Raw genomic sequence first — 17,052 nt, 5'->3', positions numbered from 1 at the left:
AGAAGGGGCTATCCATAGCGCACAACGACAATAAACAGCGTCCAATGGGAGACTTGCCATGCATCCTCGCCTTCGTGCCCTCACCTGCGCCTGCGCCCTCGTCGCCGGCCTCGCCACGTCCTTCGCCGCCAGTGCCGAGAGCTACCGGGTCGGCGCCACCGCCACCGGCGTGCCTTTCACCTTCCTCGACGTCAAGAGCCAGAGCATCCAGGGGATGATGGTCGATGCCGCCCAGGCGGTGGCCAAGGCCGGCGGCTTCGAGGTGGAGATCCAGCAGACCACCTTCGCCGCGCTGATCCCTTCGCTGACCGCGAACAAGATCGACGTCATCTCCGCCGCCATGCTGCGCACCCCCGCGCGGGAGAAAGTGGTGCAGTACTCCGACCCGGTGTTCAGCTACGGCGAAGGGCTGATCGTCCGCGCCGACGACGCCACCGCCTATACCCGCATGGAAGACCTCGAGGGCGAGGTGGTCGGCGCCCAGGTCGGCACCGTGTTCATCGACGAGCTGAACAAGCGCGGCATCTTCAAGGAGGTGCGCGGCTACGACTCCATCGCCGACCTGATGCGCGACCTGGCCCTGGGGCGGATCAAGGCCGGCTTCGCCGACCGCCCGATCCTCGCCTACCAACTGGCCCAGGGCACCCAGGACAAGGTGCGCCTGGTGCAGGGCTACCAGCCGGTGATCATGGGCGATGTCTGCCTGATCGTGCGCAAGGGCGATGCCGCGACCCTGGAACGGGTCAACACCGGCATCGCCGCGATCAAGGCCGATGGCTCGCTGGACCGCATCATCGCGAAGTGGAAGCTCGACTGACTGCGCTCGCGGCCCGCCGGCGTGGCGGGCCTTTCCCTGAACCCATCCACGGGTAGCCTCCATGTTTCTCCAGAACGCTCTGGACTTCCTCCCCATTCTGCTGAAAGGGGCGGTGGTCACCGTGCAGGTCACGGCCGGGTCCTTCCTGCTCAGCTCCGTGATCGGCTTGGTCTTCGCCCTGATGATGGTGTCGAAGGTCCGCGCCATCTCGCTGTTCGCCATCGGCGTGGTCAACGTCATCCGCGGCCTGCCGATCATCGTGCAGCTCTTCTACATCTACTTCGTGCTGCCGGACTTCGGCATCCAGCTCAGCGCCTTCCAGGCCGGCGTCATCGGCCTCGGCATCGCCTACTCGGCCTACCAGGCGGAGAACTTCCGCGCCGGCATCCAGGCCATCCACCAGGGGCAGATCGAGGCGGCCGAATCCCTCGGCATGCGCGGCGCCATGGTGATGCGCCGGGTGGTGCTGCCCCAGGCCTTCCGCATCGCCCTGCCGCCCTATGGCAACACCCTGGTGATGATGCTCAAGGACTCCTCGCTGGTCTCCACCATCACGGTGGCCGAGATGACCCGCGCCGGCCAGCTGATCGCCTCCTCGACCTTCGAGAACATGACCGTCTACACCCTGGTGGCGCTGCTCTACCTGGCGCTGAGCCTGCCGCTGTCCTACGGCCTGCGTCGGCTGGAAGCGCGAATCGGTAAGAGGAGCAAGCCATGATCGAGATCAAGCAGCTGCACAAGAGCTTCGGCAGCCTGGCGGTGCTCGAAGGCATCGACCTGAACATCGAAAGCGGCGAGGTGGTCTGCCTGATCGGCCCCTCGGGCTCGGGCAAATCCACCCTGCTGCGCTGCATCAACGGCCTGGAGACCCACGACCGGGGCGAGATCCTGGTCAGCGGCCAGGCGGTGGACCGGCACCATGACAGCATCCACGAGATCCGCACCCAGGTGGCCATGGTGTTCCAGCGCTTCAACCTGTTCCCCCATCGCACCGCTGTGGAAAACGTGATGGAGGGGCCGATCTACGTGAAGAAGGAAGACCCCCGCGAAGCCCGGCGCCAGGCCGAGGTGCTGCTGGAGAAGGTCGGCCTCGCCCACCGCATGAACGCCTACCCGGACGAGCTTTCCGGCGGCCAGCAGCAGCGCGTGGCCATCGCCCGCGCCCTGGCGATGAAGCCCAGGGCGATCCTCTTCGACGAGCCCACCTCGGCCCTGGACCCCGAGCTGGTGGGCGAGGTGCTGGCGGTGATGCGGCGCCTCGCCGACGAGGGCATGACCATGATCGTGGTCACCCACGAGATGGGCTTCGCCCGCGATGTGGCGGACAAGGTCTGCTTCCTCCACAGCGGTCGCATCGTCGAACAGGGCCCGGCCCGCGAGGTGCTGAGCGCACCGAGCCACCCGCGTACCCAGGACTTCCTCAAGCGCCTGCTGAACAGCGGCGAGGTGCCGGCATGAATGCGCCCCTGGTGCCCACCCTGCCGTCCTCGCTCTGGGCGGCCACCGCCAAACCCGCTGTCGCCACCCCGCCCTTGAGCGAGAGCACCCAGGCCGATGTCGCCATCGTCGGCGCCGGCTACACCGGGCTGGTCACCGCCCTGCACCTGGCCGAAGCGGGCGTACGCGTCTGCGTGCTGGATGCCGGCGAACCCGGCTGGGGCGCTTCCGGGCGCAACGGCGGGCAGGTGATCCCCGGGCTCAAGTTCGACCCCGAGCAACTGATCGCCAAGTTCGGCGCGGCCCGTGGCGAGGCGATGATCGCCGCCGCCGGTGGCGCCGCTGACGAGGTGTTCGCGCTGATCGAGCGGCTCGGCATCGACTGCGACGCCACCCGCAAGGGCTGGATCCAACCGGCCGCGTCTCCTGTGGCCATGCGTGGCCTGGAGCAGCGCGCCGGGCAATGGCGTGCGCGCGGCGTCGAGGTGGAGCTGCTGGACAAGCCGGCCGTGGCCCGGCGCATCGGCAGCGTCAATTACCTCGGCGGCTGGGTCGACCCGCGCGCCGGCAGCGTCCAGCCCATGAGCTACGCCCGTGGGCTGGCGCGTGCGGCTGTCGAGCGCGGTGCGAAGGTCCATGGTCACAGCCGGGTCACCGGCCTGCGCCGCGAGGAGGGCGGCTGGGTGTTATCCACAGCCGGCGGTGCCCAGGTGCGGGCCGAGCGTGTGCTGCTGGCCGGCAACGGCTACACCGATGATCTCTGGCCCGGCCTGCGCCAGACGCTGATCGCCGCCAACAGCTTCATCGTCGCCACCCAGCCGCTGCCCGCGCACCTGCGCCATAGCGTGCTGCCGGGGGCGAGGTCTGCTCGGATGCGCGGCGCCTGTTGCTGTACTTCAAGCAGGACGCCCAGGGCCGCCTGCTGCTGGGTGGGCGCGGTCCCTTCCCCGAGCCGCGCCAGGCCAGCGACTGGGCGCACCTGGAGCGCTCGCTCACCGGGCTGTTCCCGCAGCTCGCCGGGGTGCCCATCGAATACCGCTGGAGCGGGCGCGTGGCGCTGACCCAGGACTTCCTGCCCCATGTCCACGAGCCGGCGCCGGGGCTGTCCATGCTGCTGGGCTACAACGGTCGCGGCATCGCCCTGGCCACCAGCCTGGGGCGACACATGGCGGCGCGCCTGGCGGGGCAGGGCGGGGATTTCCCCTTCCCGATCACGCCGTTGCGGCGCATCCCGCTGCACGGCCTGCAGCGTCTCTACCTGGGCGCGGGGATCGCCTGGTACCGCCTGCTCGACGCGTTGTTTTGAAGGTGCCAGTGGCTGTCGCAAGACGGTCACCGCAGCGTCACCCGCCTGCCGTCAAAGCGTCATGCCGCTGGCCGATGCTGGTGCTCCCGCACTTCGTCCTGGGAGACCTGACATGCCTCGACACCATGCACAGCGTTTTGACGAGCCGGCCATCGACAGTAAGACCCGGCGCAAACTCGAAGACCAGCGCCGGATGCAGTTCCGCCGGGCCATCGAGGACCGCGCCGAACAGCGCCGCTTGCTGGCAGAGCTGAACGACTATCCCGACCTGATCGCGATCAACTACCTGTTGTCGTCAACGGCAGAGCGCCGTCGAACCGCTGGGAAAGCGTGCTGATCTGGGCGCGTTCTTCGCGGATAAAGGCCATCAGCGCCTGGGCGACCGGTGACAGCCGCTTGCCCTTGGCGTGGACCACGCACCAGCTGCGGTAGAGCGGCAGCTCCTCCACCGGCAGCTCGCGCAATACGCCGGTGGCCAGCTCCAGGCTGACCGCATGGCGGGGCAGCAGCCCCAGGCCGAGGCCGGCCACCACGCATTCGCGCAGGGCATCCAGGGAGGCGACTTCCTGGGTCTGGGCGAAGTGCGCGCGCTTCTGCTGGAAATATTCCTCGCAGGCCTTGCGGGTGCCCGAGCCCGCCTCGCGGATCAGCAACGGGAAGGGCTCCAGGTCCTTCAGCGTCAGGCTGCGCGCGTGGCACAGCGGGTGGTCCGGTGGCGCCACGGCGATGATCGGGTTGTTGAGGAAGGGCAGGAATTCCAGGGCCATGTCCTGGGGCACCAGGGACATGATCACCAGGTCGTCGCGGTTGTCCGCCAGGCGCTTGATCACCTGGGCGCGGTTGACCACCGCCAGGTGCAGGCTCACGTCCGGATGCTGCTGCTTGAAGGCGGCGAACAGGTGCGGCACGAAGTACTTGGCGCTGGATTCCACCGCCAGGTTGAGCTGGCCCTGCAGCGAGCCCTGCAGATCCGAAAGCTGCATGTCGAGGCTGGCCAGGCGCTGGAAGATGTCGCTGCTGGCCACGTACAGCGCCTCGGCGGCGTCGGTCTGGTAGAGCTTCTTGCCCACGTACTCGAACAGCGGCTGGCCTACCAGTTCTTCGAGCTGGCGGATCTGCAGACTGACGGCCGGTTGGGTCAATGCCATCTCCTCCGCCGCTCGGCTGTAGGAGCGGGTCTCGAACACGGCACGGAACACCTGGAGCTGGCGCAGTGTCATGCGCAGCAGGGTCTTGCGCATAGGGTAGGGCCTCGAAAACGTGGGGTCGCGGCGGCGACTATAAGGCTTTCCTAATGGATACCCCAATAATTATTGATTTGGGTTATCCCAGGGCTGGGCGTAGGTTAATCACGCACCGCTACAGCACCGGCGGTCACTCGCCGAACGGCTCGCCGTTCGCCTGCTCACTTGGTCGAGGGAACGCTCGTGATCAAGAAAATCCTCATCGCCAACCGGGGTGAGATCGCCGTCCGAATCGTGCGTGCCTGCGCCGAGATGGGCATCCGCTCGGTGGCCGTCTACTCCGACGCCGACCGCCACGCCCTGCACGTCAAGCGTGCCGACGAGGCCCACAGCATCGGCGAGGACCCGCTGGCCGGTTACCTCAACCCGCGCAAGCTGGTGAACCTGGCCGTGGAAACCGGTTGCGACGCCTTGCACCCCGGCTACGGCTTCCTCTCCGAAAACGCCGAGCTGGCGGACATCTGCGCCGAGCGCGGCATCCGCTTCATCGGCCCGTCGGCGGAAGTGATCCGCCGCATGGGTGACAAGACCGAAGCCCGCCGCAGCATGATCAAGGCCGGCGTACCGGTCACCCCGGGCACCGAAGGCAACGTGGCGGACCTCGAAGAGGCCCTGCGCGAGGGCGAGCGCATCGGCTACCCGGTGATGCTCAAGGCCACTTCCGGCGGTGGCGGCCGTGGCATTCGCCGCTGCAACTCGCGCGCCGAGCTGGAGCAGGCCTACCCGCGGGTCATCTCCGAGGCGACCAAGGCCTTCGGCTCGGCCGAGGTGTTCCTGGAGAAATGCATCGTCAACCCGAAGCACATCGAGGCCCAGGTCCTGGCCGACAGCTTCGGCAACACCGTGCACCTGTTCGAGCGCGACTGCTCGATCCAGCGCCGCAACCAGAAGCTCATCGAGATCGCCCCCAGCCCACAGCTCACCCCCGAGCAGCGTGCCTACATCGGCGACCTCTCCGTGCGCGCCGCCAAGGCGGTGGGCTACGAGAACGCCGGCACCGTGGAGTTCCTGCTCGCCGAGGGCGAGGTGTACTTCATGGAGATGAACACCCGGGTGCAGGTGGAGCACACCATCACCGAGGAAATCACCGGCATCGACATCGTCCGCGAGCAGATCCGTATCGCCTCGGGCCTGCCGCTCTCGGTGAAGCAGGAGGACATCATCCACCGCGGCTTCGCCCTGCAGTTCCGCATCAACGCCGAGGATCCGAAGAACAACTTCCTGCCCTCGTTCGGCAAGATCACCCGCTACTACGCCCCCGGCGGCCCCGGCGTGCGCACCGACACGGCGATCTACACCGGCTACACCATCCCGCCCTTCTACGACTCCATGTGCCTGAAGCTGATCGTCTGGGCGCTGACCTGGGAAGAGGCACTGGACCGCGGCCTGCGCGCGCTGGATGACATGCGCGTGCAAGGGGTCAAGACCACCGCGGCCTACTACCAGGAGATCCTCCGCGATCCCGAATTCCGCAGCGGCCAGTTCAACACCAGCTTCGTCGAAAGCCACCCGGAGCTGACCCAGTATTCGATCAAGCGCAACCCGTCGCACCTGGCCATCGCCATCGCGACCGCCATTGCCGCCCACGCGGGCCTGTAAGGGAAGGATGCAGAACATGAGCAAGACCCTCGAAACCAAGAAGATCAGCGTCACCGACACCATCCTGCGTGACGCGCACCAGTCCCTGCTGGCCACCCGCATGCGCCTGGAAGACATGCTTCCCATCTGCGACAAGCTGGACAAGGTCGGCTACTGGTCGCTGGAAGTCTGGGGCGGCGCCACCTTCGACGCCTGCGTGCGCTTCCTCAAGGAAGACCCGTGGGAGCGCCTGCGCAAGCTCAAGGCCGCGCTGCCCAACACCCGCCTGCAGATGCTCCTGCGCGGGCAGAACCTGCTGGGCTACCGCCACTACAGCGACGACGTGGTCAAGGCCTTCGTGGCCAAGGCGGCGGTCAACGGCATCGACGTGTTCCGCATCTTCGACGCCATGAACGACGTGCGTAACCTGCGCGTCTCCATCGAGGCGGTGAAGGCCGCCGGCAAGCATGCCCAGGGCACCATCGCCTACACCACCAGCCCGGTGCACACCATCGATGCCTTCGTGGCCCAGGGCAAGGCCATGGCCGCCATGGGCGTCGACTCCATCGCCATCAAGGACATGGCCGGCCTGCTGACCCCCTACGCCACCGGCGAGCTGGTCAAGGCGCTGAAGGATGCCCTGCCGCTGGACGTGGTGATCCACTCCCACGACACCGCCGGCGTTGCCAGCATGTGCCAGCTCAAGGCCATCGAGAACGGCGCCGACCGCATCGACACCGCCATCTCCAGCATGGCCTGGGGCACCAGCCACCCGGGCACCGAGTCCATGGTCGCGGCCCTGCGCAACACGCCCTATGACACCGGCCTGGACCTGGAGCTGATCCAGGAAATCGGCATGTACTTCCACGCCGTGCGCAAGAAGTACCACCAGTTCGAAAGCGAGTTCACCGGCGTCGACACCCGCGTGCAGGTCAACCAGGTGCCGGGCGGGATGATTTCCAACCTCGCCAACCAGCTCAAGGAGCAGGGCGCCCTCAACCGCATGGGCGAGGTGCTGGAAGAGATCCCGCGCGTGCGCGCCGACCTCGGCTTCCCGCCCCTGGTCACCCCGACCTCGCAGATCGTCGGCACCCAGGCGTTCTTCAACGTCCTCGCCGGCGAGCGCTACAAGACCATCACCAACGAGGTGAAGCTCTACCTTCAGGGCCGCTACGGCAAGGCCCCGGGCCAGATCAACGAAGAGCTGCGCCGCCAGGCCATTGGCAACGAAGACGTCATCGACGTGCGCCCGGCCGACCTGCTCAAGCCCGAGCTGGACAAGCTGCGCAAGGAAATCGGCGCCCTGGCCAAGAGCGAGGAAGACGTCCTCACCTTCGCCATGTTCCCCGACATCGGGCGCAAGTTCCTCGAGGAGCGTGAAGCCGGCACCCTCAAGCCCGAGGAGCTGCTGCCCATCCCCAACGGCCAGGGTGCGGCCCCGGTCGGCGGCGAAGGCGTGCCCACCGAGTTCGTGGTCGACGTGCACGGCGAGAGCTACCGCGTGGACATCACCGGCGTCGGCGTGAAGACCGACGGCAAGCGCCACTTCTACCTGTCCATCGACGGCATGCCGGAAGAGGTGGTGTTCGAGCCGCTCAACGACTTCGTCGCCGGCAGCAGCAGCAAGCGCAAGCACGCCAGCGCACCGGGCGATGTCAGCACCACCATGCCGGGCAACATCGTCGATGTACTGGTCAAGGAAGGCGACAGCGTCAAGGCCGGCCAGGCCGTGCTGATCACCGAAGCCATGAAGATGGAGACCGAAGTGCAGGCGCCCATCGCCGGCACCGTCAAGGCCATCCACATCGCCAAGGGCGACCGGGTCAACCCGGGCGAGGTCCTGATCGAGATCGAGTGATCCCGAGCAAGCAGTCCCCTGGGGAGCCCACGGGCTCCCCTTTTTTTGCGCTTTTTCCAGGTCTCGGCCACAAAACTTTCAATGGCCGCCATGCAAATCACCGTTTGGCCGGGCACCGGCCGGCGACGGCATGCTGGGCGCCAATCACGATCACTGAAGGGGTTCACCGATGAAGACCGTTGCCCAGATGCTCCACGCCAAGCCGCTCCAGCAGGTGCACACCGTCGGCGCCGAAGTGCCGATGCTCGATGCCCTGCGCCTGCTGGCCGAACACAATATCGGCGCCTTGCCGGTGGTCGAGGAGGGCCGCCTGGTGGGCATCGTCAGCGAGCGTGACTACGCCCGTCGGGGTGTGCTGCAAGGGCGTTCGTCGGTGGTCACGCCGGTGCGCGAATTCATGACCGAAGCGGTGCTGACGGTGAATGGCCGGCAAAGCATCCGCGAGTGCATGGCGCTGATGACCGACCGCCACCTGCGCCACCTGCCGGTGGTGGAAGACGGCCAACTGGTCGGCCTGCTGTCCATCGGCGACCTGGTCAAGGAAGCCATCGCCGAACAGGACGCGCTGATCCAGCACCTGGAGCAGTACATCCGGGGTGAGGTGACCTGAGTCGTGTCGCCGGAACGTTAATGGTCACGCCCCGTCTTCACGGTGACGTGGCACGTCCTGCATTTCGGGTGCCTTGGACCCCAGGGCGGCGAGGCGCTTCCCTGCCTGGACGCGTACGAAGGTCCTGAAGACTTCGTGGAAGATATCGGCCTCGTCCATATCCGGATCGGCCATTTCCAATGCCTGCTGGTAGAGCGTGTCGTCGAGGGTGACGGTGATCCGCATGTCTCGGTCTCCCATCCGTGTGTAGGGTGGATGACGCCTTTTTCATCCACCGGCGGTGTCGCCTGGAGCTCCGCAACGGTGGACCGGTGAAGCGGGGTCCACCCTACGCACGCCGGTTAGGTCGTGCGGGCGGTGGTTGGGGCCGCGGCGCGGCCCTTGCGGTTCGTCAGGCTACCCGTTCGCCGCACAGGTCCAGGGCGAACCAGCGTTCGACATCGGCGGGGGCGAGGCCGGCGCCGATGAGGGCGAAGAGCTTGGCCAGGGCGGCTTCGCGGGTCATGCCGCCGGCCGAGACCAGGCCGCTGGCCGCCAGTTGGCTGCCGGCGGCGTAGACGCCGAATTCCACGTGCCCGGCCGGGCACTGGCTGATGGCGGCCAGTACCACGCCGCGCTGGTGCGCGGCCTTGAGCACAGCCAGCAGCTCGGCGTTGTCGGACGGGCCGGTGCCGCTGCCGTAGCACTCCAGCAACAGACCCTGCACGCCGGAATCCAGCAGCGCCTGCACATGGCTCTCCTGCAGGCCGGGGAACAGCGGCAGCACCGCCAGGTTCACCGGTGCGCGACGGGTGTTGAAGCCGAGCAGGGCGGGCAGCACGTCGGCACGTTCGCCGTTGCGTTGGCGTGGCAGCACGGTGAAGGCGTCGAAGGCGTCGCTGCGCAGCTTGCTCACCCGCGCGCCATGCATCAGCTCGCCGTTGAAATACAGGTGCACGCCCGGCTCCACGCCGGTTTGCAGGGCCGCGAGCGCGCCGCACAGGTTGGGCCAGGCATCGCTGCCTTCGGCGCCCGCCGGGAGCATGGCGCCGGTGAGCACCACCGGCACGCCGAGGCCCAGCAGCAGGAAGCTCAGGGCAGCGGCGCTGTAGGCCAGGGTGTCGGTGCCGTGCAGCAGCAGCACGGCGTCGTGGCCGCCTTCGACCACTGCGTCGACGATGCGGTCGCGCATGGCCAGCCACTGGGCCTGGGTCATGTTGGCGCTGTCCAGCAGCGGCAGCATTTCGTGGAAGGCGAACTGCGGTGCCGGCGCGCCGGTGCTGGCCAGGTGCTCGCGCATGCGCGCCTCGAAGCCACCGGCCGGGGCCAGGCCCTGGGCCGTCTGCAGCATGCCGATGGTGCCGCCGGTATAGAGGACGAAGAGGTTGTTGACTGCGCTCATGCCTTGTCCTGGTTCACTCGGGGAATAAAACGGTGGGCCAGCATAACGCCGAATCTGGCCGCTATCGCGAGCCGATCCCACCAGAAACTGTTGCCTGATACGACGATGCCGCTTCCCCGCAGGGCGGAGAAGCGGCATCCGGTGCAGCGCGGGGAGCGCTTAGCGGTGGCTTTCCGCCAGGCCGGCAGGGGCCTGTTGCGGCGCTGCCTCGACGGCCGGGTTGGCCGGCCAGGCGGCGCGGTCCAGGTCCAGGTCGGCGAACTTGGCGGAGTCGAACACCGGCTGATCGATACCGGCCTTGCGCTGTTCGTCGTAGTCGCGCATCACCCGCAGGCCGACCTTGATCAGCATGGCCAGGGCGATCAGGTTGACGAAGGCCAGGCAGGTCATGGTGATGTCGGCGAAGGCGAACACGGTGCCCAGGTTCTGCATCGAGCCCCAGCAGATCAGCGCCAGTACCAGGCCACGGTAGCTCAGCAGGGCCACACGGCTACGGCCGAGGAGGAACTGCAGGGCGTTCTCGCCGAGGTAGTAGTTGTAGAGGATGCAGGTGAAGACGAAGAGGCTCAGTGCCACGCTGACGAAGATGCGGCCCCAGTCACCGACCACGGCGGCCAGCGAGTTCTGGGTCAGGACGATGCCGTCGCCTTCGAAGCCCGGGGTGTAGAAGCCGGAGAGCAGGATCAGCAGCGCGGTGCAGGTGCAGATCACGAAGGTGTCGAGGAACACGCTGAACGCCTGGACCACGCCCTGGGCGGCCGGGTGTTTCACGGCGGCCACGGCGGCGACGTTGGGCGCACTGCCCAGGCCGGCTTCGTTGGCGAACACGCCGCGCTTCACGCCCATCACGATGGCGCTGCCCAGCAGGCCGGCGAAGGCCGGTTCCAGGCCGAAGGCGCTCTTGACGATGGTCACCAGCATGTCCGGGACCAGTTCGATCTGGGTGGCGATCACGTACAGGGTCACGCCGATGTAGGCCAGGGTTTTCACCGGGACCAGCAGGTCGGAGACCGAGGCGATGCGCTTGATGCCGCCAATGAACACCAGGCCCAGCAGCACGGCCAGGCCGATGCCGGTGTACTGCACCGGAAGGCCGAAGGCGTTTTCCAGCGAGTGGGTGACGGTGAAGGACTGCAGGCCGTTGAAGGCGAAGCCGTAGGTGACCAGCAGCAGGACCGCGAATACCATCGCCATCCAGCGCAGTTTCAGGCCGTGCTGGATGTAATAGGACGGGCCGCCGCGGTACAGGCCGTCGCCGTCGGCGCGCTTGTAGACCTGGGCCAGGGTGCACTCGAAGAAGCTGCTGGACATGCCGACCAGGGCGGTCACCCACATCCAGAACACGGCGCCCGGGCCGCCGAGGGTCACGGCGATGCCGACACCGGCGATGTTGCCCGCACCGACGCGGCCGGCGAGGCTCAGCATCAGGGCCTGGAAGGAGCTCAGCTGGCCAGCCTGGCCACGGATGGATTCCTTGAACACGCCGAACATATGGCCGAAGTGACGGAACTGAACGAAGCGGGAGCGCAGCGTGAAGTAGCTGCCCAAGCCGACGATCAGCACGATGAGCACTTTCCCGGACAGGAAATCGTTGAGCATTTCGAGCATGGAGAATTCCTCGATTCTTATTGTTCGGACGGTGAACGCCGCGAGCGGGTCGTGGCCAAGGCGCGCATGTTTGGCCAAGGGCCATTGGTCAGGCAATTTCGCAGGTTTATTCGAGGTGACGCGAGTTGATGCTATATTCGCGCCGCTCGCATCGGGGGAGTTCAGACCTTGTCGGACAATCTGGGGGAAAACCTCAAGCTGCTCTGCAGCCACTACCGCTCTATCGCGGAGGTTTGCCGCAAGCTGGCGATCAACCGTGCGCAGTTCAACAAGTACCTCAGCGGGCAGAGCCGTCCGACGGCCTACAACCTCAAGCGCATCGGTGATTTCTTCGGTGTCGAGGATTACGAGCTGAGCCTGCCGGCCGAACAGTTCGCCCGCCTGATCGGCGCGCGCCGTCCGGAAAGCGGCGCGACCCCGGCCAGCGACCCGTTGCTGGACCTGCTGCGCCCGCTGCGGGAGGAGTCCGGCAACCTGTCGCGTTATTGCGGCTACTACTTCGAATACTCCAACTGCATGTCGGTGCCCGGCACCATCCTGCTGTCCCTGGTGCACCTGTGGGAGGAGCGCGGCACCTTCCTCTTCGAGCGCCAGGAACGCCAGGAGCGCTCCAGCAGCACCGACGTGCAGGCCGAGGACTGGGTGCGCTGCCGCTACCTGGGCGCCGCCTTCCAGTTGCAGGACCGGGTGTTCCTGATGGACTACGAGTCGCTCACCGTCAACGAGATGAGCCAGACCATCCTCATCCCCAGCTTCAAGAGCCGCATCACCCGCCTCAACGGCCTGAAGACCGGCGTCTCCAGCGGCGACCGCCGCAACCCCGCCTGCACCCGTGTGGTGTGGGAATACCTGGGCCCGGAGATCAACCGCGTCAGCGCCTACCGCCAGGTGATGCTCTACCGCCCCGACGACCCGCGCATCGACGCCGACATCCGCCAGCGCCTGGACGTCGCGCCGTTGAAGAACGGGCTGTTCGAGATCGAGTGAGCGGCCTAGCCGCTACCTCGACCACGGACTGCAATCTTCTGATCAAGGAATGAACGCCATGCTTCCTGTTCCACCGGCCCGCACTCGACGCGCGCTGCCGACCTCCCTGCTCATGGGCCTGCTGGGCCTTTCCCTGGCCGGCTGCAGCGGCCTCAACAACCTCAGCAGCCAGGGCTACCTCTACACCCGCGACAGCCAGCCCCTGCAATTGAGCGACGAGGTGCAACTGCGCCAGGGCCATATGGGGCTGGAGTTCAACCCGAAGCCCATGTGGTCCGCCGACATGCGCCTGCACAACGAGCGCAGCGACTTCAGCGTCAGCGTGCCGTCGGAAGCCTATTCCGGCCGCTCCTTCTTCCTCGCCAGCCGGGAGAGTGGGCTGCGCTACGACATCCGCGCCTACTGGCGCGAGTCCAAGGAAGACCGGACGGAGCGCGACAGCAGCGAGAGCTGCACGGCGCCGGGGTTCTGCAGCAAGTCGGTGCGCCGGCTCAAATGCGCCGGCAAGACCTACCGCAGCGGCACCGACCGCTATGAAAAGCACCTGGACGATGAAAACTGCCAGGAAGTGCTGGTGACCGAGAGCGGCAACTTCCCCGACTGCCCCGGCACCCGCCCGGTGCGCAACCGCTACCAGACCTACAAGCTGATGGTTAGCCTCGCCTTCACCAACCCCGCCAGCCACCAACCCCCGATCGCCGAGTTCGACGGCGAAAGCCAGCGCAAGGAACGCCTGCTGGAAACCGTGGCCCTGGGGGCCTGCCGCGCCTATTGAAGGAAGCGCTTCGCGGGTTGTAGGGGCTCGAGCCGCATTCCGAGGCACGCCGCACCCGGCGACCGTAGGGTGGACCCCGCTTCACCGGTCCACCGTCGCGGTACTTCAGGATGCCTCCCTGCTCGGCCAGTGCGCAGTGCCCCCCTGTGGGAGCGGCTTCAGCCGCGAAGAATCTGCCACCCGAACAGCGTGGCAGGTGGCGAGTGACTCCATCGCGAATGAATTCCACGGGGTTAGCAGTGGTGCTGGGATGGGCTCCGCTCGGTGGATAAAAGAGCGTTATCCACCCTACCCAGCGGGATGCTCCACAGTGCGGGCGACGCTCGGCGCCACCCGTGGGAGCGGCTTCAGCCGCGAAGGGCCGCGTAGCGGCCCCTTTGCGTTTAGAACCCCATCTGCCACTGGGCGACGATGGCGTGGTTCTGCGCGTTGCCGCCCAGCTCGCCGCTGTAGCCCAGGCCCACGCTCTGGGTGCTGCTCAGGCCGATGTCGAAGCCGGCGTCCAGCAGCAGGCTGTTGCGGTCCAGGGCGCTGCCTTCGACGCTGAAGGCGCTGCCGCCGCTGAGGAAGGACTGACGGGTGCTGCTGTCGACGTTGCCGTAGACGTGGCGCCAGGCCACCGAGAGGCGCGGGGTGAAGGCCATGCCGTTGTCCAGGGTGTCGAGGCGGGCGATGCGCACGCCGAAGGTGCTGGTGAGGTTGCCCTGGTCCTGGTCGTCCACGTGCAGGGCGGCGGCGCCGCCTTTCTCGTCGTAGCTGTCGCGGGCGTAGTACTGGTAGCCGATGCCGGCGAAGGGTTCGGCCTGGATGTTGCCGCTGCCCATGGCGTAACCCACCTCGGTGAAGGCCTGGAAGCTTTCGGCGTCATAGCTGCCGCGCAGGTGGTCGGTGAAGCCGCCGAAGGCCACGTCGCGCTTGCTGTCGCCGTCGTGGCGGCTGTAGGCAGCACCCAGGCGCAGGGCCACCGGGCCGTCCTGGCGCAGGCCGTAGACGCCCAGGTGCAGGCTGTCGACATCGCCTTCGAAGCCGCTGCCGGCCTCCAGGTCGGTGCGCGAATAACCGCCGAGCACGCCCAGGCGCCAGTCGCTGCCCATGGCCCAGTCGGCGCCGACCACGGCGCCACGGGTGTCGCTGTCCAGGTCGTGGCCGCCCTGGCTGCCGTCGAGGTTGCCGTGGCTGCCCAGGGCCTGGACCCAGAGGCGGCCGAGAGCGGACGGGTCGTTGAGGTTGCGGGCATCCGCCGGCACGCCGGTGGCGGCCAGCAGCGGGCCGTCTTCGACGTTCAGCGAACTCTGCAGGTTGCCGCCGAGGCCGCCGCTGAAGGACTGCAGGGCGCCGAGCATGGCGCCGCTGACCTGGCTGGTGCTGCCCAGGGTGCTGCCGGCGAGGCTGGCGTTGTTCGGTGCAGCCAGCTGGTTGAGCGCGTCGCGGGCTTCGCTGGTGCTGCTGGTGACCAGGGCGTTGTACAGCTGCGGGCTGCCCTGGGCGCTGATGCTGTTGGCGACATTGGCGCCGTTGCCGTTGGTGGCCACGTCGGCGAAGGCAACGTCGTTGCGGGTCAGGTCCAGCTCCACGCTGTCGGCTTCGTAGCGCAGGGTCGGGGTGAGGAAGGCGAAGTTGCTGGTGACGCTGGCGAAGCGGCCGCTGACGCCGTCGGCGGCCTGGATCACCTGGTAGTGGCTGGTGTTCGGGTAGGTGCCGGCGCTGGCGCGCACGTCCAGGCGGGCGCCGTCGAGGGCAATATGCCCGTCGGCCAGCAGCGGGCTGTGGCTGCCATCGGCGGCTACGGCGAAGGCCAGGGTGGAACCGGCGGCCAGGTTGAGGTTATCCACATGGCCGCCGCCGGCGTAGGTGGCGCCCGAGGCGACGCCCAGGGTGCCGCCGATGCGACCGAGGTTGACCAGCTCGGCGCTGGCCAGCACTTCGCCGCCTTCGCTGAAGTCTTGCGTATCCAGGGTCCAGCGTCCGGCGCTGACCTTCAGCCATTCGAAGTTGGCGCTGTTGCCGAAGCTGCCGCCGCCGACATCATCCAGGGTCAGCGCGTCGCGGCCGGCGCCGCCGTCCACCAGGCCGACGAACTGGCTGCCGCTGCGCAGAGTCAGGCTGTCGGCACCGCCGCCCAGGTCCAGGGCCACGCCGCCGGTGCTGCTGATCAGGCCACCGTTGATCACGGTGTCGTTCTTGTCGCCGATGATGCGCACGGCATCGCCGCCCAGGCCGAGGATCTGCCCGAAGTTCTCCAGGTAGGTGGCATAGGGCGCGCCGCCGGTGGCGCTGTCGTCGATGAGGATGGCGTTGGCCGCGCCGCTGATGGTGGCGCCGGCGCGGTTATAAATGGTGCCGCCGCCCATGGCGATGCCTTCGCTGGTGTTGGCCGAGCCGTCCTTGAAACCGCCGGCACCGGTGCCTTCGATGATGCCGTGATTGTCGATCCAGCCCTCGCCGTCGATGTCCACGCCATCGCCGTCACCGTCCGGCACCAGGCCGTTGTAGGCGCCGGTGATGCGCCCGTAGTTGGTGACGCGACCGTTGCCGTCGGAGCCGAAGCCCGAGCCGTTGCGGCCGATGATCACGCCGCCCGCGTAGTTGATCAGTTCGGCGCCGACATCGGTGGTGATGCCGTGGCGGCCGCCGGAGAGGGTGCCGTGGTTCTCCACCTTGCCGCCGGTGGAGGCGTCGAAGTCGATGCCGTCGAACTTGGCGTCGGCGTTGGTCATGTCGCCGCTGCTGATCTCGCCGTAGTTGGTGATGGTGGCGTTGTTGCCGACGCGCATGGCGTCTTCGCGCACACCGCGGATCAGGCCGGTGGCGCGGTTGGTGATGTCGATCTGCACATTGGTCTTGAGGTCCTTGAGCATGATCGCGCGGTCGGTCTGGGAAATGAGGGTGCCGGCGTTGTCGATGGTCACGTGGGTGCCGGCCAGGTCGCCGCTGATGCGGATACCCTGCTTGGAGGCGTCGATGGTGGCGCCTTCGCGGTTGATGATCTGGTAGGTGCGCGAGGCGTTGCTGCCCGAGCTGTCGAGGCCGCGATCGCCGGTGGACTTGATCAGGCCGCTGTTGTCGACGATCACCCCGGCGCCGCTGGTGGCGTTCTTCAGCTCCACGCTCTTGCCGCTGGTGGTTATGCTGCCGGAGCTGCCTACCTGCAGGGTGGTTTCCCCGGTGAGCACCTGGCCGGTGGTGGTGGCGGTGTTCACGGTGACGGTGGCGGCACCGGCGAAGGTGGAGAAGCCGGTCAGGGCGAGGGCGACGCAGCGGGCGAGCGGGGACAGCGTGCGGTTCATGGCGGCAACCTTTGTAATGATCTTGTTGGCTGGCCGCTGTTTATAAGGAAGAAGTCTTACGGTTTCGTAACAGAAGGGTTACCGGAATAAGGGAGCTTTTTCTTGATGGGCTCCCGTTTACGTGGGGGCTGATTCGAATGGGCTGGGGCGGTGTCCCCGAGCGA

14 protein-coding genes and 1 pseudogene are annotated in these 17,052 nt (G+C 67.3%); 10 read left to right on the top strand and 5 right to left on the bottom strand.

The features are described from left to right. Nucleotides 1-58 precede the first annotated feature (58 nt). From PSm6_RS09705 to PSm6_RS09685, 5 genes and pseudogenes are all read left to right on the top strand, one after another. Complete coding sequence (locus PSm6_RS09705) at nt 59-817, top strand: ABC transporter substrate-binding protein (RefSeq protein ID WP_265170126.1); 759 nt, start codon at nt 59-61, stop codon at nt 815-817. Between the two features lie 61 nt (nt 818-878). Beyond that, complete coding sequence (locus tag PSm6_RS09700; protein ID WP_265170124.1) at nt 879-1,535, top strand: amino acid ABC transporter permease; 657 nt, start codon at nt 879-881, stop codon at nt 1,533-1,535. Next, nucleotides 1,532-2,275, top strand: a complete 744-nt coding sequence (locus PSm6_RS09695) for an amino acid ABC transporter ATP-binding protein (RefSeq protein WP_265170123.1) — start codon at nt 1,532-1,534, stop codon at nt 2,273-2,275. The genes PSm6_RS09700 and PSm6_RS09695 overlap by 4 nt, the downstream gene beginning before the upstream one ends. Next, a pseudogene (locus PSm6_RS09690) lies at nt 2,272-3,560 on the top strand (NAD(P)/FAD-dependent oxidoreductase). Before PSm6_RS09695 ends, PSm6_RS09690 begins: the two are co-directional and overlap by 4 nt. A 112-nt stretch (nt 3,561-3,672) precedes the next feature. Beyond that, on the top strand, nt 3,673-3,897 hold the full coding sequence (locus tag PSm6_RS09685) for a PA3496 family putative envelope integrity protein (protein WP_081672315.1): 225 nt from the start codon (nt 3,673-3,675) through the stop codon (nt 3,895-3,897). Here the strand turns inward: PSm6_RS09685 and PSm6_RS09680 are convergent. After that, nucleotides 3,839-4,786, bottom strand: a complete 948-nt coding sequence (locus PSm6_RS09680; RefSeq protein ID WP_031288296.1) for a LysR family transcriptional regulator — start codon at nt 4,784-4,786, stop codon at nt 3,839-3,841. The two genes, PSm6_RS09685 and PSm6_RS09680, sit on opposite strands and share 59 nt — an antisense overlap. Nucleotides 4,787-4,987: 201 nt before the next feature. Here PSm6_RS09680 and PSm6_RS09675 point away from each other — a divergent pair, with 201 nt between their 5' ends. The 3 genes from PSm6_RS09675 (at nt 4,988) to PSm6_RS09665 (ending at nt 8,850) form a co-directional block, all read left to right on the top strand. Continuing rightward, nucleotides 4,988-6,403: an acetyl-CoA carboxylase biotin carboxylase subunit gene (locus PSm6_RS09675; protein ID WP_021220968.1), complete on the top strand. Its 1,416-nt coding sequence runs from the start codon at nt 4,988-4,990 to the stop codon at nt 6,401-6,403. 16 nt (nt 6,404-6,419) lie between these two features. Then, nucleotides 6,420-8,240, top strand: coding sequence for a sodium-extruding oxaloacetate decarboxylase subunit alpha (gene oadA, locus PSm6_RS09670; RefSeq protein WP_021220967.1), 1,821 nt, complete (start codon nt 6,420-6,422; stop codon nt 8,238-8,240). A gap of 169 nt (nt 8,241-8,409) precedes the next feature. Further along, nucleotides 8,410-8,850 (top strand): CBS domain-containing protein, encoded by a 441-nt coding sequence (locus tag PSm6_RS09665; protein WP_265170122.1) that lies wholly within the window; start codon nt 8,410-8,412, stop codon nt 8,848-8,850. A 24-nt stretch (nt 8,851-8,874) separates the two neighbouring features. Here PSm6_RS09665 and PSm6_RS09660 read toward each other — a convergent pair whose 3' ends face one another. The 3 genes from PSm6_RS09660 to PSm6_RS09650 all read right to left on the bottom strand — a co-directional run bounded on the left by PSm6_RS09660 (nt 8,875) and on the right by PSm6_RS09650 (nt 11,839). Beyond that, entirely contained in the window at nt 8,875-9,075 is a 201-nt protein-coding gene (locus tag PSm6_RS09660) for a DUF2191 domain-containing protein (protein WP_021220965.1), read from the bottom strand. 166 nt (nt 9,076-9,241) lie between these two features. Continuing rightward, nucleotides 9,242-10,231 (bottom strand): asparaginase, encoded by a 990-nt coding sequence (locus PSm6_RS09655; protein ID WP_265170121.1) that lies wholly within the window; start codon nt 10,229-10,231, stop codon nt 9,242-9,244. A 159-nt stretch (nt 10,232-10,390) separates the two neighbouring features. Next, on the bottom strand, nt 10,391-11,839 hold the full coding sequence (locus tag PSm6_RS09650; RefSeq protein ID WP_021220963.1) for an alanine/glycine:cation symporter family protein: 1,449 nt from the start codon (nt 11,837-11,839) through the stop codon (nt 10,391-10,393). 168 nt (nt 11,840-12,007) lie between these two features. Between PSm6_RS09650 and PSm6_RS09645 the strand changes: the two genes are divergently transcribed. Next, on the top strand, nt 12,008-12,826 hold the full coding sequence (locus PSm6_RS09645) for a helix-turn-helix domain-containing protein (RefSeq protein ID WP_043243067.1): 819 nt from the start codon (nt 12,008-12,010) through the stop codon (nt 12,824-12,826). A gap of 58 nt (nt 12,827-12,884) precedes the next feature. Further along, the gene (locus PSm6_RS09640; RefSeq protein WP_043243066.1) at nt 12,885-13,601 is read left to right on the top strand and encodes a hypothetical protein; all 717 of its coding nucleotides are present in this window, start codon (nt 12,885-12,887) and stop codon (nt 13,599-13,601) included. A 383-nt stretch (nt 13,602-13,984) separates the two neighbouring features. Here the strand turns inward: PSm6_RS09640 and PSm6_RS09635 are convergent, their stop codons facing one another. After that, complete coding sequence (locus PSm6_RS09635; protein ID WP_265170119.1) at nt 13,985-16,888, bottom strand: autotransporter family protein; 2,904 nt, start codon at nt 16,886-16,888, stop codon at nt 13,985-13,987. Between the last annotated feature and the right edge of the window lie 164 nt (nt 16,889-17,052).

Source organism: Pseudomonas solani (assembly GCF_026072635.1).
Lineage (GTDB): Bacteria > Pseudomonadota > Gammaproteobacteria > Pseudomonadales > Pseudomonadaceae > Metapseudomonas > Metapseudomonas solani.
This window is presented reverse-complemented; position numbering and strand designations above follow the sequence as displayed.

Coding starts and splice junctions, on each gene's coding strand:
- PSm6_RS09655 (WP_265170121.1), bottom strand. CDS start 10,231: ATGAGCGCAGTCAACAACCTCTTCGTCCTCTATACCGGCGGCACCATC.
- PSm6_RS09665 (WP_265170122.1), top strand. CDS start 8,410: ATGAAGACCGTTGCCCAGATGCTCCACGCCAAGCCGCTCCAGCAGGTG.
- PSm6_RS09705 (WP_265170126.1), top strand. CDS start 59: ATGCATCCTCGCCTTCGTGCCCTCACCTGCGCCTGCGCCCTCGTCGCC.
- PSm6_RS09635 (WP_265170119.1), bottom strand. CDS start 16,888: ATGAACCGCACGCTGTCCCCGCTCGCCCGCTGCGTCGCCCTCGCCCTG.
- PSm6_RS09650 (WP_021220963.1), bottom strand. CDS start 11,839: ATGCTCGAAATGCTCAACGATTTCCTGTCCGGGAAAGTGCTCATCGTG.
- PSm6_RS09660 (WP_021220965.1), bottom strand. CDS start 9,075: ATGCGGATCACCGTCACCCTCGACGACACGCTCTACCAGCAGGCATTG.
- PSm6_RS09685 (WP_081672315.1), top strand. CDS start 3,673: ATGCCTCGACACCATGCACAGCGTTTTGACGAGCCGGCCATCGACAGT.
- PSm6_RS09640 (WP_043243066.1), top strand. CDS start 12,885: ATGCTTCCTGTTCCACCGGCCCGCACTCGACGCGCGCTGCCGACCTCC.
- oadA (WP_021220967.1), top strand. CDS start 6,420: ATGAGCAAGACCCTCGAAACCAAGAAGATCAGCGTCACCGACACCATC.
- PSm6_RS09700 (WP_265170124.1), top strand. CDS start 879: ATGTTTCTCCAGAACGCTCTGGACTTCCTCCCCATTCTGCTGAAAGGG.
- PSm6_RS09695 (WP_265170123.1), top strand. CDS start 1,532: ATGATCGAGATCAAGCAGCTGCACAAGAGCTTCGGCAGCCTGGCGGTG.